The organism is Azospirillum sp. SYSU D00513 (genome assembly GCF_017356015.1).
In the GTDB taxonomy this organism is placed as follows: domain Bacteria; phylum Pseudomonadota; class Alphaproteobacteria; order Azospirillales; family Azospirillaceae; genus Azospirillum.
The window spans coordinates 128,265-150,834 of record NZ_JAFIQV010000001.1; the positions used below are offsets into that span (position 1 = coordinate 128,265).

At 69.9% G+C, this 22,570-nt stretch carries 25 protein-coding genes; 13 read left to right on the forward strand and 12 right to left on the reverse strand.

What is annotated here, in order from left to right:
* Positions 1-59: 59 nt before the first annotated feature.
* From JUB11_RS00550 to JUB11_RS00560, 3 genes are all read right to left on the reverse strand, one after another.
* Positions 60-638: a protein-tyrosine-phosphatase gene (locus JUB11_RS00550; RefSeq protein WP_207455235.1), complete on the reverse strand. Its 579-nt coding sequence runs from the start codon at positions 636-638 to the stop codon at positions 60-62.
* Between the two features lie 161 nt (positions 639-799).
* The gene (locus tag JUB11_RS00555) at positions 800-1,045 is read right to left on the reverse strand and encodes a hypothetical protein (protein WP_207455236.1); all 246 of its coding nucleotides are present in this window, start codon (positions 1,043-1,045) and stop codon (positions 800-802) included.
* A 157-nt stretch (positions 1,046-1,202) separates the two neighbouring features.
* Positions 1,203-1,895 (reverse strand): tRNA-uridine aminocarboxypropyltransferase, encoded by a 693-nt coding sequence (locus JUB11_RS00560; protein ID WP_207455238.1) that lies wholly within the window; start codon positions 1,893-1,895, stop codon positions 1,203-1,205.
* Positions 1,896-2,173: 278 nt separating this feature from the next.
* On the opposite strand from JUB11_RS00560, the gene JUB11_RS00565 reads away from it, so the two are divergent.
* The gene (locus JUB11_RS00565; protein WP_207455239.1) at positions 2,174-2,344 is read left to right on the forward strand and encodes a hypothetical protein; all 171 of its coding nucleotides are present in this window, start codon (positions 2,174-2,176) and stop codon (positions 2,342-2,344) included.
* A gap of 128 nt (positions 2,345-2,472) precedes the next feature.
* On the opposite strand, the gene JUB11_RS00570 is transcribed toward JUB11_RS00565, so the two are convergent.
* Entirely contained in the window at positions 2,473-4,050 is a 1,578-nt protein-coding gene (locus JUB11_RS00570; protein WP_207455240.1) for a malonyl-CoA synthase, read from the reverse strand.
* Between the two features lie 123 nt (positions 4,051-4,173).
* Positions 4,174-5,247, reverse strand: a complete 1,074-nt coding sequence (locus JUB11_RS00575) for a TIM44-like domain-containing protein (protein WP_207455241.1) — start codon at positions 5,245-5,247, stop codon at positions 4,174-4,176.
* Between the two features lie 721 nt (positions 5,248-5,968).
* Between JUB11_RS00575 and JUB11_RS00580 the strand changes: the two genes are divergently transcribed.
* The 5 genes from JUB11_RS00580 to JUB11_RS00600 all read left to right on the forward strand — a co-directional run bounded on the left by JUB11_RS00580 (position 5,969) and on the right by JUB11_RS00600 (position 9,218).
* Positions 5,969-6,400: a DUF4112 domain-containing protein gene (locus JUB11_RS00580; RefSeq protein ID WP_207455242.1), complete on the forward strand. Its 432-nt coding sequence runs from the start codon at positions 5,969-5,971 to the stop codon at positions 6,398-6,400.
* A gap of 147 nt (positions 6,401-6,547) precedes the next feature.
* The gene (locus JUB11_RS00585) at positions 6,548-7,165 is read left to right on the forward strand and encodes a glutathione S-transferase N-terminal domain-containing protein (RefSeq protein WP_207455243.1); all 618 of its coding nucleotides are present in this window, start codon (positions 6,548-6,550) and stop codon (positions 7,163-7,165) included.
* 43 nt (positions 7,166-7,208) lie between these two features.
* Positions 7,209-8,387 carry a M20 aminoacylase family protein gene (locus JUB11_RS00590; protein ID WP_207455244.1) on the forward strand — a complete coding sequence of 393 codons (1,179 nt, stop codon included), beginning with the start codon at positions 7,209-7,211 and terminating at the stop codon, positions 8,385-8,387.
* Positions 8,388-8,391: 4 nt separating this feature from the next.
* Positions 8,392-8,877 (forward strand): protease complex subunit PrcB family protein, encoded by a 486-nt coding sequence (locus JUB11_RS00595; protein ID WP_247886751.1) that lies wholly within the window; start codon positions 8,392-8,394, stop codon positions 8,875-8,877.
* 47 nt (positions 8,878-8,924) lie between these two features.
* On the forward strand, positions 8,925-9,218 hold the full coding sequence (locus JUB11_RS00600; protein WP_207455246.1) for a hypothetical protein: 294 nt from the start codon (positions 8,925-8,927) through the stop codon (positions 9,216-9,218).
* Between the two features lie 3 nt (positions 9,219-9,221).
* Here the strand turns inward: JUB11_RS00600 and JUB11_RS00605 are convergent, their stop codons facing one another.
* Genes JUB11_RS00605 through JUB11_RS00615 form a run of 3 tightly spaced genes read right to left on the reverse strand, consistent with a single transcriptional unit; the run spans position 9,222 to position 12,787 of the window.
* Positions 9,222-10,112: an ABC transporter permease gene (locus JUB11_RS00605; protein ID WP_247886752.1), complete on the reverse strand. Its 891-nt coding sequence runs from the start codon at positions 10,110-10,112 to the stop codon at positions 9,222-9,224.
* A complete protein-coding gene (locus JUB11_RS00610) occupies positions 10,109-11,074 on the reverse strand; it encodes an ABC transporter permease (RefSeq protein WP_207455248.1) in 966 nt (321 codons plus the stop codon). The genes JUB11_RS00605 and JUB11_RS00610 overlap by 4 nt, the downstream gene beginning before the upstream one ends.
* Before the next feature lie 24 nt (positions 11,075-11,098).
* The gene (locus JUB11_RS00615) at positions 11,099-12,787 is read right to left on the reverse strand and encodes a peptide ABC transporter substrate-binding protein (protein ID WP_207455250.1); all 1,689 of its coding nucleotides are present in this window, start codon (positions 12,785-12,787) and stop codon (positions 11,099-11,101) included.
* Between the two features lie 141 nt (positions 12,788-12,928).
* On the opposite strand from JUB11_RS00615, the gene JUB11_RS00620 reads away from it, so the two are divergent.
* The gene (locus tag JUB11_RS00620; RefSeq protein ID WP_207455253.1) at positions 12,929-13,708 is read left to right on the forward strand and encodes an enoyl-CoA hydratase-related protein; all 780 of its coding nucleotides are present in this window, start codon (positions 12,929-12,931) and stop codon (positions 13,706-13,708) included.
* 7 nt (positions 13,709-13,715) lie between these two features.
* Here JUB11_RS00620 and JUB11_RS00625 read toward each other — a convergent pair whose 3' ends face one another.
* On the reverse strand, positions 13,716-14,936 hold the full coding sequence (locus JUB11_RS00625; protein WP_207455254.1) for a benzoate/H(+) symporter BenE family transporter: 1,221 nt from the start codon (positions 14,934-14,936) through the stop codon (positions 13,716-13,718).
* Positions 14,937-15,020: 84 nt separating this feature from the next.
* On the opposite strand from JUB11_RS00625, the gene JUB11_RS00630 reads away from it, so the two are divergent.
* The 6 genes from JUB11_RS00630 to JUB11_RS00655 all read left to right on the forward strand — a co-directional run bounded on the left by JUB11_RS00630 (position 15,021) and on the right by JUB11_RS00655 (position 20,791).
* Complete coding sequence (locus JUB11_RS00630; RefSeq protein ID WP_207455255.1) at positions 15,021-15,713, forward strand: GntR family transcriptional regulator; 693 nt, start codon at positions 15,021-15,023, stop codon at positions 15,711-15,713.
* 115 nt (positions 15,714-15,828) lie between these two features.
* Complete coding sequence (locus tag JUB11_RS00635; protein ID WP_207455256.1) at positions 15,829-17,328, forward strand: DHA2 family efflux MFS transporter permease subunit; 1,500 nt, start codon at positions 15,829-15,831, stop codon at positions 17,326-17,328.
* Between the two features lie 310 nt (positions 17,329-17,638).
* Positions 17,639-18,529 carry a LysR family transcriptional regulator gene (locus tag JUB11_RS00640; protein ID WP_207455257.1) on the forward strand — a complete coding sequence of 297 codons (891 nt, stop codon included), beginning with the start codon at positions 17,639-17,641 and terminating at the stop codon, positions 18,527-18,529.
* A gap of 627 nt (positions 18,530-19,156) precedes the next feature.
* Positions 19,157-19,351, forward strand: coding sequence for a hypothetical protein (locus JUB11_RS00645; protein WP_207455258.1), 195 nt, complete (start codon positions 19,157-19,159; stop codon positions 19,349-19,351).
* A gap of 181 nt (positions 19,352-19,532) precedes the next feature.
* Entirely contained in the window at positions 19,533-20,024 is a 492-nt protein-coding gene (locus tag JUB11_RS00650; protein ID WP_207455260.1) for a helix-turn-helix transcriptional regulator, read from the forward strand.
* Positions 20,025-20,053: 29 nt separating this feature from the next.
* Entirely contained in the window at positions 20,054-20,791 is a 738-nt protein-coding gene (locus tag JUB11_RS00655) for an SOS response-associated peptidase (protein ID WP_247886753.1), read from the forward strand.
* Positions 20,792-20,819: 28 nt separating this feature from the next.
* Here the strand turns inward: JUB11_RS00655 and JUB11_RS00660 are convergent, their stop codons facing one another.
* Genes JUB11_RS00660 through JUB11_RS00670 form a run of 3 tightly spaced genes read right to left on the reverse strand, consistent with a single transcriptional unit; the run spans position 20,820 to position 22,511 of the window.
* On the reverse strand, positions 20,820-21,398 hold the full coding sequence (locus JUB11_RS00660) for a LysE family transporter (protein WP_207455262.1): 579 nt from the start codon (positions 21,396-21,398) through the stop codon (positions 20,820-20,822).
* A 55-nt stretch (positions 21,399-21,453) separates the two neighbouring features.
* Entirely contained in the window at positions 21,454-21,777 is a 324-nt protein-coding gene (locus JUB11_RS00665) for an AzlD domain-containing protein (protein ID WP_207455264.1), read from the reverse strand.
* Positions 21,774-22,511: an AzlC family ABC transporter permease gene (locus JUB11_RS00670; RefSeq protein ID WP_207455266.1), complete on the reverse strand. Its 738-nt coding sequence runs from the start codon at positions 22,509-22,511 to the stop codon at positions 21,774-21,776. Before JUB11_RS00670 ends, JUB11_RS00665 begins: the two co-directional genes overlap by 4 nt.
* Between the last annotated feature and the right edge of the window lie 59 nt (positions 22,512-22,570).

Consider the following 22,570-nt stretch of genomic DNA (forward strand, 5'->3'; position numbering starts at 1 on the left):
CACTCGAAACCTCCGGCCGCGGCCGAGGGGCCGGGGCGGCGGGGGCGGCGGGGGCGGCGTCAGTCGATCAGATCCTCGACCTCGCGGATGCGGCCGTTGTCGATCATGAACTGCACGATCTGCGGGCGTTCCTTGGCGTAGGCGCGGTGGCGGTCCTTCACGGCGGCGACCAGCGCGCCGTTGCGGCCGAGCAGCTCGTCGGCGAACTCGATCATGCGCAGGTTGGGCCAGGCCTTGGAGCGGATGCGCGCGACCTCCGCCATGGCGTCGGCGGCCGGGCGGTCCGGCTGGGCCTGGGCGAGGATCATCGTCATCGCCGCCGTGGAGCGGGACACGCCGGCGTGGCAATGGACCAGAAGATGGCCGCAGCCGCCGGGTTCGGCCAGCAGATCGCGGCCGAAGGCGAGGATGCGCTCCACGTCCGCGCGGGAGGGCGGGATCTGCCCGCGGAGGGGATCGACGATGTCGTGGAAGCGCAGTTCCAGCCGCTCATGCTCGCCATAGGCGCCGAAGGCGGTAAGATCCTCGCGCTCGGGGTCCAGGATGGACAGGACATGGGTCACGCCGGCCTTGCAGTGGGCCGGCAGTTCCTCGATGCCGCAGACGGTCAGGTCGAAATCCACGAGATCGCGGTTCATGATCTCTCTTCTCCTCATGCGCCGGAAGGCGGCGTTCCGTCGAACGCCGGCCGGGGGAGCCATTTGGGCCGGACGGCCCGGAGCCCGTCAAGCCGCCCCGGCGATGCCGGTTCAACGGCCGGAACCGGCGGATGTGCCCGCCGGCGTGGGAGAAGAACCCGTCAGGCCGCCTTCTCCCCGCCTTGCGCGCCGGCGAGCTTCTCGCGGGCTTCCATGTAGCGCTCGCGGATCTCGATGCCTTCCTTGAGGATCTTCGACAGCGCGTAAACCACCAGCCCATGCGCGGTGCCCATCTCGAAGCCCAGCAGCTCCTCGAACGCGGTATCGAACATTTCCAACACCGCCGTGATCAGCAGGAAGGCGGAAATGGCGAACTGGGCAGCCGTCGGCCATTGGAACGGGAACATGCGGGCGAACTCCTCGGCAACCGCCGGCGCCGGACCATGCGCGCAGCGACTTTCGTGTTAAGACGAAAGAAGAGGGTACCCGAGCCGAGTCTTCCGCTCAACGGGAGAGTGTATTATTCCCGTATGCAGCACGCACTTGTCACGCCGTCCTGCCCGCTCATTCCTCCGTCGGGGCGGCGGCTTCGGCCTCCACGCTTCCCGAGGCGCCCGGCGCGGGACGGCGCGGCCGGGGGGCGCGGACCTTCTTCAGGAGCAAGGAGAAGGGCTTCAGCGCCTGGTCGAACATCGCCGGCCGCCCCTCCAGGCGGGACAGGGCGAAGGCGGCCGATTCCAGGGTCGAGACGCTGTCCTTCCGCGGCTCGCGCCGCGCCTCGCCATAGAGCGAACGGAACTGCGGGTTCAGCACCAGGCGCTGGCACTTCAGGAGCCACGGATTGCGCCACCACAGCGTCTTGGCCTGGCTCCAGGTGCCGTCCAGCACGATCAGCCCCTCCAGCTCCGCCAGCCGCTCGCCGCCGCCCTTGAGGGGGTTTCCGGCCTTGTCCACCACGGCGACCTCCGGCTTGGGCGCGCTGTCGCCTTCCTTCACCGGGCCGAGATAGAGCACGCCCCACCGCTTGTAATCGACCTCGCGCCCGAGGATGCGTTTCAGGTTCGACCAGCTCAGCCCCACCTTCAGCGCCGAGTTCCGGAACTGAAGATGGGCGATCTGCGCCGTGCCCAGCGCCTCGCGCTTTTCCTGCGGGTGCTGGAGGATCAGAAGGAAGACCCGGTTGTCGATCGGCTCCACCGCCTCGCAAATGCACAAATGCGCAGGCTTTAGGCAGGTGGGACAGGTTTCGGCGTTCATGATGCTCTCGAAAGCGGGGAATGTCCGGTCGGCGCGACTATGGGCCGAGCGGCCGTGAAAGGGAACCGGAAGCCGCCGGACGCCCGGATTCCGGGCCGGATCCTGATTTCCGGAGGCATGTCCGGGAAAAGTAACAGAGCGGTAATCTTTTTCGCCGCATGATTCCGTTCGGCTGGGCTTGGATTTTGCACTGCAATGCCCAGCTAATCTGACGGATGGGCCGAGCGTGGCCAACCGGCCGCTCCTCTGGTCCTCCGACGCTGAACAGGAGGCCCGCCATGCTGATCGCACATTTGGCCGCTCGCTTGCTGGAGCAACAACGGGCCAACGCCGAGGCGGAGTTCGCCCGGCAGCTTCCCCTTTACGCGGAAGCTCCCATCCCCTACGCCGACCCCGAGGACGAGGCCGGCGCCCCCCGCATCGAACCCGATTGGGCCACCAACTACTGATACGCTTCCAGGCATCCGATTGACCGGACGCCTCACGGGCGTCCGGTCATCGACCGACCCGCCCCGGCTTGCCGGGACGGCGGCACAGGCGGTATCCCGGCGGTGCTGCTTTTTTCATGCCCCCGGTTCTATCCGCCGAAGGTCGCGCCGTAGCGGTCGCGCAGCAGGTTCTTCTGCACCTTGCCCATGGCGTTGCGCGGCAGCTCGTCCTGGAAGAAGACGCGCTTGGGCACCTTGAAATTGGCGAGCTGCTCCTTGCAGGCGGCGATCACGGCGGCCTCGTCCGGTCCGGCGGCACCGGCCTTGCGCAGCACGACGGCGCTGACCGCCTCGCCGAAGTCCGGGTGCGGCAGGCCGACGACGGCCGACTCCACCACGCCCTCCAGCGCGTCGATCACCGTCTCCACCTCCTTCGGATAGACGTTGAATCCGCCGGAGATGATCAGGTCCTTGGCCCGCCCGACGATGTGGACGTAGCCGCGCCCGTCGATCTTGCCGACGTCGCCGGTGATGAAGAAGCCGTCGGGCCGGATCTCCTGCTTCGTCTTCTCGGGCATGCGCCAGTAGCCGGAGAAGACGTTGGGGCCGGCCACCTCGATCGAGCCGATACCCTCCCGGCCGAGGTCCCGCCCATCCCCGTCCACCACGCGCAGCCGCACCTCCGGCAGGGGGAAGCCGACCGTGCCGGGAATGCGCTCTCCGTCGAGCGGGTTGGAGGTCAGCATGCCGGTTTCCGTCATGCCGTAGCGCTCCAGGATGGCGTGGCTCGTGCGGCCGGCGAACTCCCGGTGCGTGTCCGCCAGCAGCGGGGCCGAGCCGGAGATGAAGAGCCGCATGTGGGCCGTCGCCGCGCGCGTCAGGCCGGGGTGCTGGAGCAGCCGCGTGTAGAAGGTCGGCACCCCCATCATCACGGTCGCGCGCGGCAGCAGCCGCATCACCTGGTCGGCGTCGAACTTCGGCAGGAAGATCATGCCCGTGCCGTTCAGCAGCGTGACGTTGGTCGCCACGAACAGACCGTGGGTGTGGAAGACCGGCAGCGCGTGCAGCAGCACGTCGTCCGGACCGAAGCCCCAGGCTCGGTGCAGCGTCAGCGCGTTGGAGGCGAGGTTGCGATGGCTCATCATCGCGCCCTTGGACCGGCCGGTCGTGCCGGAGGTGTAGAGGATCGCCGCGAGATCGTCCGGCCCGGCGGGCACGGTGGCCGCATCCGGGTCCAGGCCGTGGGCACGCTCCATCAGGCTGCCCTCCCCCGCCGTGCCGAGCGTCAGGAGATGGGCCACCCCCGCCGCCTCCGCGGCCGGGCGCAGCGCCTCCTCCGTCTCCGGCTTGCAGACGAAGACGCGCGGCTCCGCGTCGGTCAGGAAATACTCGACCTCCGCCCGCGTGTAGGCGGGGTTGAGCGGAAGATAGACGCCGCCGGCCCGCACCACCGCGAGATACAGGACGATGGTTTCCGGCGATTTCTCCACCTGCACGGCCACCCGGTCGCCCTTGGCGAGGCCGAGACCGCTCAGAAGCCGCGCCATGCGCCCGACCATCTCCTCCAGCCCGCCGTAGCTGAGGCCCGGCCCCCCGTCCGTCATGATGAAGGGACGGCTCCGGTCCGCCGGGAATCGCGAGCGGAACAACTCGTACAGGTTGGCATCGGCTGAATTGGCGGCTGAACCGGCGGCGGAACTGGCGGCGGAACTGGCGGCGGAACTCATGAGCGCTTCCTCTCCCGATTTTCTTGGTTTTTCCGGTGCGGGAAGCTTAGTGCCTCGTCCGGAAATGCGAAAGGGGCGCCCCGTGGGGCGCCCCTTCCATGTCCCGGCCCGTGAAAAGGACGATCAGCGGGTCTGCTGGATAGCCGAGAGCTGCCAGCGGCCGCCGCGCGGACGGACGAAGGTCCAGACCTCGGTCGCCTCGGTCGGGGTATCGGCGTTGCCCTCGACCGGACGGCCGGTCGCACGCTCCACCGTCACGTCGATCAGCGAGAAGCGCATGGCGACGGTCGCGTATTCCGCGTTCCCCTCGCGCCAGGACTCGGCGAGGTCACCCTGGAGCAGGCGGACGTCCGAGATCCGGTTGGCGACCCCGCGGCGCTGGTTGTCCGCGATCTCCTCGGAGAAGTAGGACACCATCTCCGGCGTGGCGGCGCTGCGGAGCGTGTTCAGGTCCTCGGCCGCGTAGGCGGTCTGCACCGTGCCGAGGATCGACTCGAAGGCCTGGTAGTCCTCGGGGCGGATGCCCAGGGCGTCGACCGGGCGGGCGGCACCGGCCGGGCCGCGGCCCGAACCGTAGCCCGTGCCCTGCTGGGCACCGCCCATGGCGTTACGGTGCATGGCGCCGGCGCCGGCATAGGCCGGACCGCCGCGGTTCATGCCGCCCCCGTTCATTCCACCTGCGTTCATGCCGGTGCGGTTCATCCCGCCCGCCGAAGCGCCGGCGCGGTTGCGGAAGAAGCGCACGGCCATGCGGACCAGGAACACGATCAGCAGCACCTGGAGCAGGAAGCCGAGAATGCCGGCGAAGCTGCCGAGGCCGGACAGGAAACCGCCGCCGAGCAGCATGCCGAGGATGCCGGCGCCGATCAGGCCACCCATCAGGCCGCCCATGAAGCCGCCGCCGAAGAAGCCGCCACGGGCCGGAGCCGCCGGGCTCGCCATGCCGGGCCGGGGCGCCGGGGCGGCCGAACGCTCCATGGGTGCCGCGGTGGAAGGCGCGGTGTTCGTCGAGGGCGGCGCCTGATAGGTGCGGTCGCCCCGGCTGCCGGCGGAGCCGCTGCGGCCGGCGCGGGCGTCGGCCGTGTCGATGGTGCCCACCGTGAAGGTGAGAGCGACGGCCAGGATGGCGAGCGCGCGCGCCGGGCGGCGGCTCGAAACGGTCGTCGCGTTGCGGTCGGATGGCGTTTTCATCGTCATGATCTGCTGCGCTCTTGAGTCCCTGATCTCGTTGTCCAACCATATGGGGTCGGCCGGACGAGGATTTTAGAGGGCCTTGCCAACAATTGCACGCCGATGGGGCCGGGGGCGCATCTTGCCGCAGGCAAGACACTCCGGGACGAAGGGCTTCGGCGCCCCGGCAGGGATCAGGCGGATAAGGATCAGAAGGGAAGAGAGCTTCCCGCCGGTTCGGCCAGGGCCGGGCGCGCGAACAGATCCTCGTCCGACCAGGCGCGGCGGCGTACGTCCATCTGGCGGCGGCAATCGCGCGAACAATAGAGCGGGGCCGGCCCCCGCGGGGAGGTGCGGGCAAACGGCCGTCCACAGCAAACGCAGTGGAGGCTCTTCATGACCTTGCCGCTCATGGCCCTGCCGCTTCCATTCATCTTTGTTGCAGTTCCGTGAAATAGAAAACGCCGCCACTCTTGGCGGCGGCGGCCCTTATCTAACAGTCGGCATCGCTTTTACCAGAGGAGAATTTGGCATAAGGCCTTCCAGACGCAGCCCTATGCGCCCAGCCCTTGAGCCTCCTCCTTACGGGAGATGGCGGCCCCTCCTTCGGACGAGCCACCGCCTGATGGAAAGCGGAGGTTCCCGCGCGGAACCCGGAACCCGCCAGCGTGGTTATCAGCACATGGCCGGCACGGACGGGCCGGCACGGACGCCGAGTCGCAGGGGCCATACGCAGGGGGACACCACCATGACCACCACCCGCACCCGCCGCGCGCCAGCCTCCGCCTACCGGGACGCAAGGCCCGCCTCCTCCGGCATCGACATCGACATCGCGCGGCTGGAACGGCTGCGCCATCTCACGCGCTGGATGGATTCGCGCTGGCGCGTTCCCGGCACGAACATCCCCGTCGGGCTGGACGGCATCGCCAGCATCGTCCCCGGGATCGGCGACACGGCGACCGCGCTGGTCTCCGCCTACATCGTCATGGAGGCCGCGCGCTTCGGCCTGCCGAAATGGATCCTGGCCCGCATGGCGGCCAACGTCGGGATCGACTGGGCGGTCGGCTCCATCCCCGTGATCGGCACGCTCTTCGACGTCGGCTTCAAGGCGAACCGCCGGAACCTCGACCTGCTGCACGAGCATCTGGAGGAGCGGCTGGCCCAGGCCCGGAGCGTCTGACCGGGCTCGAAGGGGCGGCGGCTCCCGCCGCCCGCACATCATGATTTCGCGCCGCACAATCTTGTGCGCCGCCTACTGGCCTTCCGCGCGCAAATCGGCGACAGTGGCGTTACAACCGCTGGCGTGAACGCGGCAAGGACCAATGGTATGATCACCCTCTACAGCTGGGCGTCCCCCAACGGGCACAAGGTCTCGATCCTGCTCGAGGAGCTGGGCCTGTCCTACAAGGTGCGGAAGATCGACGTGCTCGCCGGCGAGCACCGGCAGCCCGACTATCTCGCCGTCAGCCCGATCGGCAAGATCCCGGCCCTGATCGAGGACCTGCCCGGCGGCCGCAAGCGGCGGCTGTTCGGCTCCGGCCCCATCCTGATCCATTTCGCGGAGCGCACGCGGCGCCTGCTGCCCGAAACGGCCGAGGCGAAGGGGGAGGCGATGAACTGGCTGATGCTGGGCATCAGCGACCTCGCGCCCGCCGCGGCGAACCTGTTCCGGTTCGGCGTGCGCGCGCCGGAAAAGATCCCCTACGCCATCGACTACTTCAAGAGTGAGCTGGCGCGCTGCTACGACGCCATGGAGGCGCGGCTGGCCGGCTCCGAATATCTCGCCGAGGATTATTCCATCGCCGACATCGCCTGCTTCCCCTTCGTCGCCGCCTCCGCCGCGGCCGACATGGAGATGTTCGAGCGCTACCCGAACCTGAAACGCTGGCACGACGTCATTGCCGAACGGCCGGCGGTCAAGCGCGGCATGGCCGTGCCCGAATAACGCCGCCCACCAAGAGCCAGCAAGCGAAAGCGCCGATCCCACCATGCCCGTCCTGAACCGAATCGCCGAGTTCCACGCCGACATGACCGCGTGGCGGCGCGACATCCACGCCCATCCGGAACTGGGGTTCGAGGAGCACCGCACCTCCGAACTGGTCGCCGCCAGGCTGGCCGAGTTCGGGGTGGAGGTGCATCGCGGCATCGCCGGCACCGGCGTCGTCGGCACCCTGCGCGGCCAGGGCCAGGGCAAGCGCGCCATCGGCCTGCGCGCCGACATGGACGCCCTGCCGATGCCGGAGGCGAACAGCTTCGAATACGCCTCGCAGAATCCCGGCAAGATGCACGCCTGCGGCCATGACGGCCACACGGCCATGCTGCTGGGTGCCGCCCGCTACCTGGCGGAGACGCGCAACTTCGACGGCACGGTCCATTTCATCTTCCAGCCGGCCGAGGAAGGGCGCGGCGGCGGCGAGCGGATGATCCAGGAGGGGCTGTTCGAGCGGTTCGACTGCGAGCAGGTCTACGGCATGCACAACTGGCCGGAGCTGCCGGCCAACAGCATCGCCGTCCATCCCGGCCCGGTGATGGCCGCCGCCGACCAGTTCACCGTCTTCGTCGACGGCCAGGGCGGCCATGCCGCCATGCCGCACCGGACCGTGGACCCGGTCCTGGTCGCCTCGCACATCGTCACCGCGGCGCAGAGCCTGGTGAGCCGCAGCACCGACCCGGCGGACAGCGCGGTGCTGTCCATCACCTGGATCGAGGCCGGCACGACCTACAACGTCATCCCCGACCATGCCCGCCTGCACGGCACCGTACGGACCTTCACCGACGAGGCGCGCGAGCGCATCCCCGCCCAGTTCGAGCGGCTGGTGACCAGCGTCGCCGAGGCCTTCGGCGCCAAGGCGACGCTGCAGTACCGGCGCGGCTACCCGTCCACCGTCAACACGGCGGCCGAGGCCGAACGCGCCGCCGAGGTGGCGGCCAAGGTGGTGGGGCAGGACCGGGTCGTCTGGGACCCGGCCCCGAGCATGGCGGCGGAGGATTTCGGCTACATGCTGCGGCAGCGGCCGGGTTGCTACGTCTGGCTCGGCCACGGGGGCGAGCGCGGGCCGGCCTGCCGCCTGCACAACCCCAACTACGACTTCAACGACGACATCCTCCCCACCGGCGCCAGCTTCTGGGCGACGCTGGTTGAGACCCTCCTGCCCCGGAGCGCCTGACCTCATGACCACGCCCCCCATGACCATGCCGCGCCGCACGCCCGCCCTCCTGCCCACGCTCCTGCTGGGCGCCGCCCTCGCGCTCGGCGCCTGCCAGACCAGCGGGGACGGGCAGCCCGTCTCGGGCAACCTGCTGCCGGCGGACGGCGAGTCCTGGCAGGGCGCCACCAGCAAGGCGGTCGAGCGCGCCCAGCTCCTCGCCCGCACGCCGGAGGAGTGGGAGGAGCTGTGGGCCCGCGTCGGCGAACCGGCCCCCCACCCCCTGCCCGCCGGCCGCATGGCCGCCGCCCTCTTCCTGGGCACCCGCGACACCGCCGGCTTCAGCGTCGCCATCGACAGCGCCGTGAGGAAGGGCGAGGACCTCGTGATCGGCTACCACGAACAGGTCCCCGGCCCCGCCCAGGCCGTCGCCCAGATGCAGACCAGCCCCTACGCCATCCGCCTGCTGCCCACGATGGACGGGCGCGCGGTGTTCAAGCGGGTGGAGTGAGGCCAGCGGGCCAAGAGGCCTGAGGACTTTTTGAAAGTGGCCAAGCCATGAGCGAATGCATCATTCATGTACCCCTTCCAGCCGCCGTCTTCGACGAGGTGGTGCTTCAGGCCGAGCGCAGTGGATTGACCCCGGAACAGTGGATGCTCGCGGCGGCACGGCAGCGCCTGAGCACCCACAGCGATGTCGAGGAATTCAAGGCACGGAAGGCCGCGGGTGCTACCGGCAAGACGATGGCCGCGATCCTTGCCAGGGTTCCGAACGGACCGCCCGTCGAAGGCGACGCCTTGCCGGACGAGCTGAAGGAACGCTACGGAAACCTCTCGCAGGAAGCCGGCTGAACCCTACCGCCGCACCACCGCGCGCGGGTCCAGCGCGTCCTGGAGGCCGTCGCCGAGCAGGTTGACGGCGATCACGGTGAGGAAGATCAGCAGGCCCGGCCAGACCGCCAGCATCGGCGCGGTGGAGACGAGGTCCTGCGCGCCGGTCAGCATGTTGCCCCAGGAGGGCAGCGGGGGCTGGATGCCGAGGCCGAGGAAGCTCAGCACCGATTCCAGCAGGATCACGTTGCCGACCGTCAGGGTGGTCGCCACCACGGCCGGGGCGGCGACGTTGGGCAGGATGTGGGACAGCATGATGCGCCGGCCGCTCGCCCCCAGCGCCACGGCGGCCAGCGCGTAGTCGCGCCGGCGGGCGGACAGGGTGGCGCCGCGCACCAGCCGGGCCACGGTGGTCCAGCCGAACAGCGAAACCAGCAGCACGATGCGCAGCAGGCTGGCGTTCTCCGCCCCGGCGACCTCCGGCGGGATGCCGAGCCGCGCCGGGTCGATGGCGGCGAGCACGATCAGCAGCGGCAGCAGCGGCAGCGCGATCAGCCCGTCGGTCAGCCGCATCAGCAGCGCGTCGAGCCGCCCGCCATGGTAGCCGGCCAGCAGCCCGACCGCCGTGCCGACCAGGGCGGAGGCCAGCGCCGCGGCCAGCCCGACGAAGAGCGACACCCGCCCGCCGTAGAGCAGCCGCACCAGCACGTCGCGCCCCAGCTCGTCCGTGCCGAGCGGGTGCTCCGCCGAGGGCGGGGCGAAGCGGTCGAGCAGGCTGATGGCCGTCCGGTCCACCCCCAGCGCCGCCTCCACCAGGGGAGCGGCGAGCGAAGCCATGGCGAGCGCCAGCAGCAGGAGGGCGCTGAGGACCGCCAGCGGGCTCCGGAGAAAACGGCGGAGGAAACCGCCGCTCAAGACCCGCCGTCCCGGAAGGTGATGCGGGGATCGAGTGCCGCGTAAGCGACGTCGGCGGCCAAGTTCCCGGCAAGCGTGGTAAGGGTGGCGAGCAGCAGCGCCACCAGCGCCACGTTCAGGTCGTTGCCCATGATGCTGTCGTAGATCAGCTTGCCCATGCCGGGCCAGGCGAACATCGTCTCGATCACCAGCGCGCCGGAGAAGAGCGAGCCGAACTCCAGCGCGACGACCGTCACGATGGGGATCAGCGCGTTGCGCAGCCCATGGCGCCAGACCACGCTCCGTTCCGGCAGCCCCTTGGCGCGGGCCGTGCGGATGTAGTCCTGCCGCAGCTCGCCCAGCATGGCGGCGCGGACGTAGCGGGTGTAGCCGCCCACGCTCGCCAGCGTCAGGGTCAGCACCGGCAGCACCAGATGCGGCAGCCGGGCGAGCCACCCCTCCTCCCCCACCGGCCCGAGGCCGGAGGCCGGCAGCCATTGCAGCTGCACCGCGAAGAGCAGGATCAGCAGCAGCGCCAGCCAGAAGGGCGGCACCGAGATGCCGGCGAAGCAGAGCAGGTTGATCGCCCCGTCGGCGGCGGAGCGCGGGTGCCGGGCGGCGTATACGCCGAGCGGCAGCGCAATGGCGACGGACAGGACCAGCGTCAGCCCCAGCAGCAGCAGCGTGTTGCCCAGCCGGGGCAGCAGCACCTCCATCACCGGCTGCGAGAAGAGCCGCGAATGGCCGAGGTCGCCGCCGAGCGCCGCCACCAGCCAGTTCGCGTAGCGCGTCAGCAAGGGCTGGTCGAGCCCGTGCAGCGCCCGCAGCCGGGCGGCGTCCTCCGGTGTGGCGCGCGGGTTGCCGGCCAGCATCAGGTCCACCGGGTCGCCCGGCATCAGCCCCATCAGCAGCGTGATGGCGAAGCTCATCAGCGCCAGCACGGCGAGCGCCTGCAACAGGCGGGAGGCGAGGAAGCGGGTCATGCGGCTAGCGCCCGTCCCCCTTCGTCACTGTTTTGCCTTCCAGTTCTCGATCCACAGCGTCGAGGGGTCCTGGTGGCCGGTCGGCACCACCCCCTCCAGCCAGGGCGGCAGGATGTAGCCCTCCGCCCGGAAGAAGAGCGGCAGGTTCGGCAGGTCCTCCGCGTAGATGCGCTGAAGCTCGGCCCAGAGCGCGCGGTTGGCGTCCGGCTCGCAGACATGCTCCAGATCCTCGATCACGCGGTCCATCGCCGGGTTGCGGTAGCCGGGGAAGTTCTGGCCGGCCCAGCCGTTCTCCGCCGTCGGGATCATGCCGGAATGCAGGATGGTGCGCGGGATGTTCTCCGGCGCGCTGATCCAGGCGAAGAGCGCCATGCCCTTGAAGCGGCGCTCCCGCAGGGTCTGGCCGAACAGGACGCGGGGCGGTTCGTTGACGATGCGGGCCTCGATCCCGGCTTGGCGCCACTGCGACTGGAGCACCTGCTGGACCAGCTCGCGCGAGCGGTTGCCGGCGGTGGTCATGATCTCCAGCGTCAGCCGCTCGCCCCGGGCGTTGTGGCGGATGCCGCCGCGCATCTGGTTCCAGCCGGCCTCGTCCAGCAGCTTCGCCGCCGCCGCCGGGTCGTAGCCGTAGGTCGGGTAGCCCGGCACATGGACGCGGTCGAGCGGGTTGATCTCGTTGTGGGCAACCGGCTGGCGCCCGCCGAAGAGCTGCTTGTTGATCGTCTCCCGGTCGATGGCGTGCAGCAGGGCCTTGCGCACCCGCAGGTCGGCCAGGACCGGGTTGTCGAAGTTCAGGTCGATGTGCTCGAAGAACAGGCCGGGCTTGTAGGTGATGGCGTAGCGCGCGGCGTTGCGCTTCTCGAAGGCCAGAACCTGGTCGAGCGGCAACCCCGCCTCGCCGGGGATCATGTCGAGCTGGCCGGCGAGCAGGTTCGCCTCCAGCGCCGCCGTGTTCTCCACCGCCCGCACGACCACGCGCCTGAAGGGCGGCGGCGGCCCCCACCAGCCGGGGTTCGGCTCCAGCACCACATGGCTGCCGGACTCGACGCTCGCGATCCGGTAGGGGCCGGCGTAGAGGCCGGGGTTGGTCGTGTTCGTCTCGTAGGCGGAGCGGGTGCGGTAGGCGGCGGGGTCGGCCTCGAAGACCGGCCGCTCGATGTGTTCGGGCAGCAGGGCGAAGTCGTTCAGCGACTGATAGTCGCAGACCGGCTTGTCGCGGTGGACCGTGAAGGTGCGCTCGTCCCGCACCTCGATGGCGACGATGTCGCGGCTGTAGAGGTCGGTGTTGGAATAGCCGTTCTGCGGGTGCTTCCCCACCTCCCAGGTGAAGAGCACATCCCGGGTGGTCACCGGCCGGCCGTCGCCCCAGGCCGCCTTGGGGTTGATCGTGTAGGTGGCCCGGACGCCCTTGGAGCCGTCGGGCCGCGTCTCGTAGGCGGCGGTGCCCTTCTCGACCGACGGAAGCTCCGTGCAGAGCAGGCAGGTGAGCTTCCAGTCCGCGTCGTAGGCGGTCAGCGGCCGGCGCGCCATGCCCAGAATGTAGCTCTTGGCCATCATGGCCTCGATCGACGGATGCCAGTTCGAGGGGAACTGGTTGATCCCGATGACCAGCTCGTCCTTCGCGGCGAGCGCCGGGCCGGCGGTGAGGCCAGACTGCGTCAGGACGGACAGCGCCAGCACGGGCGCCGCAAGCGCGGCCAGTCGGAGTCGCATCAAGGCATCGCCTCCCCTTCGGTCATGAGCCTGTCAAACTATGGGGGCCGCCATGGCTCCGGTCCAGCCCGGAACCGCTTGACCGGGCGGCGCGGGCGCGGTGCATCCTTGGTGGAAACCACGGAAGAGGAGCCGTGCGCGATGGCCGGAAGCGTGACGACGACGCGCGAGGGGGCGGCGGCCACCCTGCATCTCAGCAACCCCGGCCGGCTGAACGCCTTCGACAAGCCGATGTGGCACGGGCTGATCGGCGCCCTGCGCGGCCTCGCCGAGGACGACGGCGTGCGCGTGGTGGTGCTGCGCGGGGACGGAGGCAAGGCCTTCAGCCCCGGCGCCGACATCGCGGAATTCGAGGCGGAGCGCAACAGCCCCGAACAGGGCCGGGCCTATGGCGAGCTGATGGACGAGGGGCTGGCCCTGCTTCGCACCCTGCCCCAGCCGACCCTGGCGGCGATCCAGGGGGCCTGCTGCGGGATCGGGCTGGCGGTCGCGCTGGCCTGCGACCTGCGGGTCTGCACGGCGGACAGCCGCTTCGGGGTTCCGGTCAGCCGGCTCGGCGTGTCGATGGGGCCGACGGAGCTGGCGCTGGTGGCGGAGGTCGCGGGCGGCCCGGCGGCGCTGGAGATCCTGCTGGAGGGCCGGATCTTCGGCGCGCCGGAGGCGAAGGACAAGCGGCTGGTCCACCGCATCGTCGCCGAGGCCGACTTCGAGGCCGAGGTAGGGGCGACGGTGGAGCGCGTCGCCGCCGGGGCGCCGCTCGCCGCCCGGCTGCACAAGCGCTACGTCCGCCGCCTCGCCGACCCCGCCCCGCTCACCGAGGCGGAGATCGCGGACTGCTACCGCTGCTTCGGCACGGAGGATTTCCGCGAGGGCTACCGGGCCTTCCTGGAAAAGCGCAGGCCCGTGTTCCGGGGCCGGTAGGCTTTGCCTACTCCGCCGCCTCCGCGGCGGGCTGCGGCGACGGGCGCGGGCGGTGCAGCAGGTACATGCCGCCCCCCAGCAGCAGCCCCCAGAAGGCGGAGCCGATGCCGAACAGCGACAGGCCCGACGCCGTGACCAGCAGCGTCATCACGGCGGGCGTGCGGTACTCCTCCGACTGGACGGCGCCGAGCATGGCCGAGCCGAAGGCGCCGATCAGGGCGAGGCCGGCCACCGCCTCGATCAGGATCGGCGGGGACTGGGTGACCACGGTGGCGGTGACCGCCGCCAGCCCGGTGAGGAGCAGATGGCCGACCCCGCACATCGCCGCCGCCTGCCAGCGGCGCGCCGGGTTGGGATCGGCGTCCGGCCCGGCGCAGATCGCCGCCGTGATGGCCGCGAAGTTGACCGCCGGGGAGCCGAAGAGCGCGGCGATGGACGAGGCCGCCCCGGTCACCAGGAAGGGCGGGCCGACCCGCGGATGAAAGCCGTAGCTCGCCAGCACCGTCAGGCCGGGGATGTTCTGCGAGGCCATGGTGACGATGAAGAGCGGCACCGACAGGCCGATCACCGTTTCCAGCGTGAAGACCGGCGCCACGAAGGTCAGGCGCGGCCAGAGGTCGGCGGGCAGCGCCTGCCCCGGCGCGTCGAGCATCATGGCGCCGAGCGCCACGAGGACTGCCGCCGGCACGGCGTAGAGCCGCGCGAAGCGCCCCACCACCACCCAGGTCGCCAGCACCAGAAGCGCCGTTTCCGGCACCTTGGTGACCGCGACGAAGGGCGCCAGGCACAGCTTCAGCAGGATGCCCGCCAGCATGGCGCTGGCGAGCGGCTTCGGGATCGCGGCGACCCAGCGGCCGAGCGGCGTCCAGAAACCCGCCAGCATGATCAGCAGGCCGGTCACGATGAAGGCCCCGACCGCAGCCGGGAAGCCACCCTCGATCGGCCCCGTGGTGGCGAGCAGCGCCACGCCCGGCGTGGTCCAGGCGATGCTGATCGGCAGGCGGCTGCGCCAGCTCAGCAGGATCGCCGACAGGCCCAGCGCGATGCCGATCGCCACGAGGCCGGAGGTGATCTGCTCCCGGTTTGCACCCGCCCCGGCGATGCCCTGCACCACCAGCGCCACGGAGCTGGCGTAACCGACCAAGGCCGCGAGCAGCCCCGCGGCGAAGGCGCTCGGCGAGAAGCCGGTAGCCGGGCTGTCCGGCGTGGAAGGCGCTGATGTCGTCATGGCGTGGTCCCGCCGTCTTCGTGATTGAGCCCTGTCGGCATCCTTGTTAGATTGGATCCAATATCCGCGCAAGAGGCTTCGCACATGACCACCGACCTGACCCGCCTGGTCGAAACGACGCGGCCGCGTTTCCGCACGGCGACGGAGTTCGTGGAGGCGACCCTGCGGGCGGCGATCCTGGACGGGGTGCTGGCCGCGGGCGCGCCGCTGCGGCAGGAGGAGCTGGCCGCCGCCTTCGGCGTCAGCCGCATGCCCGTGCGCGAGGCGCTGCGCCAGCTGGAGGCGACGGCCCTAGTGGAGTTCCACCCGCACCGCGGGGCTGTGGTGGCGGAGATCTCGGCGGAAGACGCCGCCGACATCAGCGCCATCCGTGCCGCCATCGAGCCGCAGGCCCTGCGCCTGTCGCTGCCGCATCTGGAAAAGGCCGATTTCGACCGCGCCGCCGAACTGATCGCGGAGATGGACGCGGAAAAGGATTTCGGCCGTATGGGTGAGCTGAACCGGCGCCTGCACATGACGCTCTACGCGCGGGCGGGCCGCCCCCGGCTGCTGACGCTGGTGGAGCAGCATCTGGCGGCGGCCGACCGCTACCTCCGCTTCCAGTTCACGGCGCTGGGTTACCACCCGCAGAGCCAGGACGAGCATTACGCCCTGCTCGGCGCCTGCCGGGCCGGCGAGCTGGAGCAGGCCTGCCAGCTGCTGACCGAACATGTGCTGTACGCCGAGACGCGCCTCACCGCCTTCCTGCGCGAGCGCGAGACCACGGCGCAGGACTGAAGGCGGGTGACGGGCCGGCGCATGGCTGGGCCGTGATCCCGACGGTTTCCAGCTCGCGTCCACGCCCCATAGTTTGTGGTGACGCATTCCCTTAAGCCTTCGGATTTCCGTCTTCATGGCCGCGCCCCCGGAACGCTTACCCCCAGAACGCCTGGCCCAGGACCGCTCGTCGCGCACCATCCCGCTGATCGTCGCCGTCGCCCTGTTCATGGAGGCGCTCGATTCCACGGTGATCGCCACCGTGCTGCCGCAGATCGCCCAGTCCATGGGCGAGGACCCGCTGCGGCTCAGCATGGCGATGACCTCCTACCTGCTGGCATTGGCGGTGTTCCTGCCGGCCAGCGGCTGGGTCGCCGACCGGTTCGGCGCGCGCACGGTCTTCGCCTCGGCCATCGTCGTGTTCCTGGCCGGGTCGGTGCTCTGCGGCCTGTCGCAAAGCCTGTTGCAGCTGGTGGGCGCGCGCATCGTGCAGGGCATCGGCGGCGCCATGATGGTGCCGGTCGGGCGGCTGATCCTGCTGCGCTCGGTGCCGAGGGACCAGCTGGTGGCCGCGATCAGCCGCATGGCGGTGCCGGCCTTGATCGGCCCGGCGGTGGGGCCGGTGGTCGGCGGCTTCATCGCGACCTATGCCTCCTGGCGCTGGATCTTCTACATCAACGTCCCCATCGGGCTGATCGGGCTGGTCCTGGTCCTGCGGCTGATTCCTAATGTCCGGGTGGAGGAGCGCACGCCCTTCGACGGGCGCGGCTTCCTTCTGGCAGCGCTGGCGCTGGCCGCCACCCTGTTCGGGGTGGAGAATCTGGGGCATGGCGTCCTGCCGGGCTGGGCCGTGGCGGCGGTGCTGGCGACCGCCCTGCTGGCCGCACTGCTCTATGTACGGCACGCGCGCCGCCACCCGAGGCCGCTGCTCGACCTGTCGCTGCTGCGCTTCCAGACCTACCGGGCGTCGGTCACCAGTGGGACTCTGTTCCGCATCGGCATCGGTGCCTCCTCGCTGTTGGTGCCGCTGCTGCTCCAGCTGGGGTTCGGCTTCACGGCCTTCGAGGCGGGCAGCCTCACCTTCGCCGGGGCGGCGGGCGCCATCCTCATGAAGGTGGCGGCGGGGCCGGTGCTGCGCCGTTTCGGCTTCCGCCGCGTGCTGATCGTGAACGGGCTGCTCAGTGGCTTGGTCCTGATGGGCCACGCCCTGCTGCGGCCGGACACGCCGCACCTGCTCATCATCGGGGTGCTGCTGCTGGCGGGTTTCCTGCGGTCCCTGCAATTCACGGGCATCAACACGCTGGCCTACGCCGAGGTGCCGCAGCCGCGCATGAGCGGCGCCAACGCGCTGGCGAGCGTGATGCAGCAGCTCTCGCTCAGCCTCGGCGTGGCGGCCGGCGCTGTCATGCTGCACCTGACCCATGTCTGGAGCGGCCGGGCGGCGATCGGGTCGGCCCAGCTGTCGGCGGCCGACTTCGTGCCCGCCTTCCTGATCCTGGGGGTGCTGTCCTGGCTGTCGGTCCTGTTCTACCGCGGCCTGCCGCCCGGCGCCGGCGACGAGGTCAGCGGCCACCGCAGCCGCCGCAAGCGGCAGACCGCAGTCCCCCCGCCCGAGATGATGGACGCGGCGGACTGACGCCCCGGTAGCGGCCTCGCGCAGCCACGGCGGAGTCGCAGCGCCTTATATGCTGCACCGCTCCCAAGCCCCGTTTCCACGCCGCCGGACGCTTGTGCAAAGCCGGTGAAACGGGTGCGAAACGGTCCAAAAGGCCGGCTTAGCCAAAATATCTGATCAATGTTGCCTATTTTTCGTGCCAACGGCTTCGGTTGCGCGTGCGTTCTTCCCGTCTGCCCGTTATAAACATGCATAGCGGCCATGCGCCGACCAAATAATGACCGATGAGCGCGCGGTCCTCCCCGGGAGCGCCGCGTGCGGGACAGGAAGAATGGACTGGGACAAGCTTCGCGTCTTCCATGCCGTGGCCGAGGCCGGAAGTTTCACCCACGCCGGTGAGACGCTGAACCTCAGCCAATCGGCGGTCAGCCGGCAGATCAGCGCGCTGGAGGAGAGCCTCGGCGTGCCGCTGTTCCACCGGCACGCGCGCGGGCTGATCCTGACCGAACAGGGCGAACTGCTGCACCGGACCGCCCGCGACGTCTTCGCCAAGCTCTCCATGACCGAGGCGATGCTGACGGAAAGCCGCGAGCACGCCAAGGGCCCCCTGCGGGTCACCACCACCATCGCCTTCGGCTCGACCTGGCTGACGCCGCGCATCAGCGAGTTCATGTCGATCTACCCGGACATCCAGCTGACGCTGCTGTTCGACGACAACGAGCTGGACCTCGCCATGCGCGAGGCGGACATCGCCATCCGCATGAACACCCCGCGCCAGCCGGACCTGATCCAGCGGCACCTGATGACGATCCGCTTCCACCTCTACGCCCACCAGAGCTACCTGAAGAAGCGCGGCACCCCAAAGGCCGTGGCCGAGCTGGATTCGCACGACCTCATCAGCTACCCGCCGGATGCCCGCGCGCCGATCAGCAACGTGAACTGGATCACCGAGCTGCTGGAATCCTCGGGCAGCGCGCGCAAGCCGGTGCTCCAGGTGAACAACATGTACGCGATCTACCGCGCCGTGGAGACGGGGCTGGGCGTCGGCTCCCTGCCCGACTTCCTGGTCGGCGACAGCAAGGAGCTGGTCCGCGTCCTGCCCGAGCTGAGCGGCCCGAAGGTCGACGCCTATTTCGTCTATGCCGAGGAGCTGCGCCATTCCAAGCGCATTGCGGTCTTCCGCGACTTCCTCGTCCGCAAGGTCGCCGAGACCCCCTTCTGACGCTTCGGATGGCCGCCCGGCCGGGGCAGCAACACGCCCCGGCCGGTCAAAGCGCAGGCAACCGGCCAGATCGTCGCACCCCCGAACCATTTCTGCCAAACCCTTGTTTTTCAAGGCCTTGAAAGCCATGCGCGCCTTGCATGGTAGCTGCATGGAATTGTGAGTGGATTAAGTCGCGCCAAATGATCAAATTTTGGCCGTTGGCTGCTGCGACGCAGCACTCAGCAGTTTCATCCCGGAATCGCTCCCGGGATTGGGTCGTAGGACCCAGCGTCTCCCAGACGTGAAGCCTCCCTGTTCAACTCGCCGGCAGCCCAATGGGTTAGCCGGCGTTTTTTTTGGCGGTGAGTACAACGGCACGCATCCTCGTGCTGAGTTCTTATCCACCTGCTGTGCCCAGATGCACTTATCGGAAGCAGCATTCCCTCCTGCCGCCACGCAAGCGCTTCTTTGGGCTGCTGAGCGCTTTGAGCGCCTGTCGTAAATGCCATGCCGTCCCGCTGCCGACCCCGTTCTTCCGGAACCAGCAGCTTCCAGCCGACCAATGTTCAAGTGACCAGTTCCGTCGTTTCGGCCATGCTTCGAAAGGCGCATGCCGGCGCACAGAACAAAGAACAGAGGCAGGACATGATGTGGAAATTCGCGAAGCTGGGGTTCCTGACCGGGGCCGGCATGAGCGTCCTGCGGTTGATCGCGACCGCCCTGTTCGGCGAAGGCCTGACCCGTGCGGAGATCGCACCGGCCATCGCGATTCCGGTCGTGATGCTGGTGCTGGGCGCCATGCTGGACTTCGCCCTGTCCCGGCGCACGCGGGGGAAATGAGAACGCCCGGTCCAGCCGTCGCCGCCCCGCGGCGGATTGGACCGCGGTTCGGCTCCCTGGACACAACTCCACCCACCACTTCCGCGCAAAGCCCATTGCCAAACCCCTGTCTTTTCCGCCATGCATATGCATGCGCGGCTGCGCCGGCGGATGGCCGGGGCGTCTTGACGGGATGGGGTGGATGGCACGAGGCAGGCGGAAGAACAACGCGGCGCCCGAGGAGGATGAGGGCGGACCGGACGCGGTCGATGTGCATGTCGGCGCGCGGATCAGGCTGCGCCGCACGCTGCTGGGCATGAACCAGACGCGGCTCGCCGAGGCGGTCGGGCTCACCTTCCAGCAGATCCAGAAGTACGAGAAGGGATCGAACCGGGTTTCCTCCTCGAAGCTCTGGCAGTTCAGCCGCGCCCTGCATGTGCCGGTGTCCTTCTTCTTCGACGACCTGCCCGACGATCTCCGGGCGCGGGCCGGCCTTGCGCCGGCGGGATTGCCGTCCGGCGCGCCGGACGCGGACGCGGCGCCCGCCGCCGAATCGGAAATGGACGTGATGAACCGGCGCGAGACGCTGGAGCTGATGAAGGCCTTCTCGCGGATCGACGATCCCGCCGCACGCCAGCGCCTGTTCGAGATGTTCAAGACGATCGGCGACGCGCTCGCCGCCCGCCGGGATTGACGTCCGCCAAGGAGTGACGGCGGCAAAGATTGACGCCGGCTCTGGCACTCCCCATGCTCCTGGGCATGTGCGGACGCTTTGCCATACACACCAACGCAAGCACGATCCTGGAACGGACGGGGGCCAAGGGGCCCGCGCCGGAGTTTGGGGCGCGCTACAACGCGGCCCCGACGCAGAGCCTGCCCGTTGTCCGGCGCCACCCCGACAGCGGGGACCGGGTGCTCGGGCTCCTGCGCTGGGGGCTGGTGCCGGTCTGGGCGAAGGACGCGGGCATCGGCGCCAAGATGATCAACGCGCGCGCGGAATCCCTGTCCGAAAAGCCGGCTTTCCGGAACGCGTTGCGCAAGCGGCGCTGCCTCGTCCCCTTCGACGCCTATTATGAATGGCGCAAGGACGGCACGGCCAAGATCCCCTACGCCATCGGAACCGACAGCAACGGCGTGGACGCCTTCGCCGGGCTGTGGGAGGGCTGGAAGGATCCGGCGACAGGGGACTGGCTGCACAGCTTCACCATCGTCACCACCACGGCGAACGAGGCGACCAGCCACATCCACGAGCGCATGCCGGTGATCCTGCCGCCCGACCGCTGGGGCGCCTGGCTGGGCGAGGAGGAGGCCGGGCCCGCCGAACTCCAGGACATGCTGGCCCCCTACCCGGCGGCGCACATGCGCGTGTGGCCGGTGGGCAAGGATGTCGGGAACGTGCGCAACGACCGCCCCGACCTGATCGACGCCATCCAGAGCGGGCCGGCGATCAACCCGGCCTGAGCCCTTTCCTACCGCTCCCCGTCCCCCTTCAGCCGAGCGCGGCCGTTCCCAGCGAGGCCGAGAAGGCGACCAGGACCAGCGCCGCCCCACGCTGCACGGTGCGCGGCTGGATCGGGCTGCGCGGCCCCGACAGAAGGGAGCCGAAGGCGATCCAGGCCAGGGCGATGGGCAGGAGGGTCGCCGCGAACAGCCCCACGGCCTGGGCGAAGGCGGCCCCCTCCCGGAAGGCGGCGGGCGGGAAGACCGCCACCGCGAAGAGGAGCGCCTTCGGGTTCAGCAACGTCGCGGCGAAGACCCGCCACGGCCCGAGCGCGCCGGGCGCCGGTTCCCCCGCCTGCCGCCACAGCCCACGGGCGACGTTCAGCAGATAGGCCGCGCAGGCCAGCTTCAGGGCGGGCTTCAGCCAGGGCAGCCCGGCCGACAGCGGCTCCAGGAACAGGCCCCAGCCGGCGATGGCCAGCAGATAGCCGCACAGCTCCGCCGGCACCAGCGGCAGCGACGCGCGGACGCCCGCCCGCAGGCCCGAGGCCGCGAGCAGCGTGTTGGTCGGCCCCGGCGTCGCGAGGATCGCGGCGATGGCCGGCAAGAAGAAGAGCGTCTCGATCATGGGGACAGGCTTAGGCGAAGGATCCGGCCTCCGCCTTGATCAGCGTCAAGCCACCCTACCCCATCACCCCCATCTGCCAGCCGAAGAAGACCGCCAGCGCCGCGACGATGGTCAGCAGCTGGCGGCCCGTGAGGGCGCAGACGAGGATGGCGGCGATGGCGCCGGCGAGCTGCGGGTTGTCCACCGACAGCTCCAGCCCCTGCCCCCGGGGCGACAGGATCATGGGCATGATGATCGCGGTCAGCACGGTCACCGGGACGAAGCCCAGCGCCTCCTTCAAAAGTGGCGGGAAGGAGACGCGGTCTCCGGCGACGAAGAGCGAGGCCTTGATGAAGACCGTCACCGCCGCCATGCCCAGAATCATGATCGTGTAAGTCATGCCGTGCGCTCCCGGGTGAGGCCGCCCGCGCGCCAGCGCGACAGGGCGAGCCCCACGGCCACGCCCGCGATGACCGCCGCCATCAGCCCCAGCTTGTAGGGCAGGTCCTGCCCCAGGAAGGCGGTCGTGCCCGCCGCCAGCGCCGCGGCGAAGCGCGGCAGATTGGCGAGCTGCGGGACGACGATGGCGATGAAGGTCGCGACCATCGCGAAGTCCAGCCCCAGCGACTGAAGCTGGGGGAAGGCCGCCCCGAACAGCAGCCCCACCAGCGTCCAGAGCTGCCAGTTGCCGTACATGGCGAGTGCCGAGCCCAGGAAATACCAATGCCCCATCGGCGCGCGGGGATGGCGTGCGTAATGGCCGCTCATCACCGCGAAGGTCTCGTCGGTCATCAGGAAGCCCAGCAGCCAGCGCCAGCGCGCCGGCAGATGCGCCACGTGCGGCAAAAGCGCGGCACCGTAGAGCATGTGCCGCAGGTTCACGATGAAGGTGGTCAGCCAGATCACCGCCAGACCCGCATGGCCGGCGACCAGCCCCAGTGCGATGAACTGGCTGGACCCGGCATAGACGGTCAGCGACATCATCTGCCCCTGCCAGGCAGCGAGCGGGCTTGCCGCCACCAGCGTGCCGAAGATGACGCCGAAGGGGGCGGCCCCCACCAGCATCGGCAGCGTGTCGCGGGCGCCGGCCGCGAGGCTGGCACCCTTCGTCGGTCCCGAATGCGGGCTGTCCATCGTTCCCTCTCCTGCGCCCCTCCCAAGGCGCGCGACCTTAGCGCCGGGGGATGCTCCCC

Coding starts and splice junctions, on each gene's coding strand:
- JUB11_RS00585 (WP_207455243.1), top strand. CDS start 6,548: ATGATCACCCTCTACAGCTGGGCGTCCCCCAACGGGCACAAGGTCTCG.
- JUB11_RS00590 (WP_207455244.1), top strand. CDS start 7,209: ATGCCCGTCCTGAACCGAATCGCCGAGTTCCACGCCGACATGACCGCG.
- JUB11_RS00640 (WP_207455257.1), top strand. CDS start 17,639: ATGGACTGGGACAAGCTTCGCGTCTTCCATGCCGTGGCCGAGGCCGGA.
- JUB11_RS00610 (WP_207455248.1), bottom strand. CDS start 11,074: ATGACCCGCTTCCTCGCCTCCCGCCTGTTGCAGGCGCTCGCCGTGCTG.
- JUB11_RS00660 (WP_207455262.1), bottom strand. CDS start 21,398: ATGATCGAGACGCTCTTCTTCTTGCCGGCCATCGCCGCGATCCTCGCG.
- JUB11_RS00550 (WP_207455235.1), bottom strand. CDS start 638: ATGAACCGCGATCTCGTGGATTTCGACCTGACCGTCTGCGGCATCGAG.
- JUB11_RS00575 (WP_207455241.1), bottom strand. CDS start 5,247: ATGACGATGAAAACGCCATCCGACCGCAACGCGACGACCGTTTCGAGC.
- JUB11_RS00650 (WP_207455260.1), top strand. CDS start 19,533: ATGGCACGAGGCAGGCGGAAGAACAACGCGGCGCCCGAGGAGGATGAG.
- JUB11_RS00645 (WP_207455258.1), top strand. CDS start 19,157: ATGATGTGGAAATTCGCGAAGCTGGGGTTCCTGACCGGGGCCGGCATG.
- JUB11_RS00625 (WP_207455254.1), bottom strand. CDS start 14,936: ATGACGACATCAGCGCCTTCCACGCCGGACAGCCCGGCTACCGGCTTC.
- JUB11_RS00600 (WP_207455246.1), top strand. CDS start 8,925: ATGAGCGAATGCATCATTCATGTACCCCTTCCAGCCGCCGTCTTCGAC.
- JUB11_RS00670 (WP_207455266.1), bottom strand. CDS start 22,511: ATGGACAGCCCGCATTCGGGACCGACGAAGGGTGCCAGCCTCGCGGCC.
- JUB11_RS00630 (WP_207455255.1), top strand. CDS start 15,021: ATGACCACCGACCTGACCCGCCTGGTCGAAACGACGCGGCCGCGTTTC.
- JUB11_RS00565 (WP_207455239.1), top strand. CDS start 2,174: ATGCTGATCGCACATTTGGCCGCTCGCTTGCTGGAGCAACAACGGGCC.
- JUB11_RS00595 (WP_247886751.1), top strand. CDS start 8,392: ATGACCACGCCCCCCATGACCATGCCGCGCCGCACGCCCGCCCTCCTG.
- JUB11_RS00560 (WP_207455238.1), bottom strand. CDS start 1,895: ATGAACGCCGAAACCTGTCCCACCTGCCTAAAGCCTGCGCATTTGTGC.
- JUB11_RS00555 (WP_207455236.1), bottom strand. CDS start 1,045: ATGTTCCCGTTCCAATGGCCGACGGCTGCCCAGTTCGCCATTTCCGCC.
- JUB11_RS00620 (WP_207455253.1), top strand. CDS start 12,929: ATGGCCGGAAGCGTGACGACGACGCGCGAGGGGGCGGCGGCCACCCTG.
- JUB11_RS00665 (WP_207455264.1), bottom strand. CDS start 21,777: ATGACTTACACGATCATGATTCTGGGCATGGCGGCGGTGACGGTCTTC.
- JUB11_RS00570 (WP_207455240.1), bottom strand. CDS start 4,050: ATGAGTTCCGCCGCCAGTTCCGCCGCCAGTTCCGCCGCCGGTTCAGCC.
- JUB11_RS00615 (WP_207455250.1), bottom strand. CDS start 12,787: ATGCGACTCCGACTGGCCGCGCTTGCGGCGCCCGTGCTGGCGCTGTCC.
- JUB11_RS00635 (WP_207455256.1), top strand. CDS start 15,829: ATGGCCGCGCCCCCGGAACGCTTACCCCCAGAACGCCTGGCCCAGGAC.
- JUB11_RS00580 (WP_207455242.1), top strand. CDS start 5,969: ATGACCACCACCCGCACCCGCCGCGCGCCAGCCTCCGCCTACCGGGAC.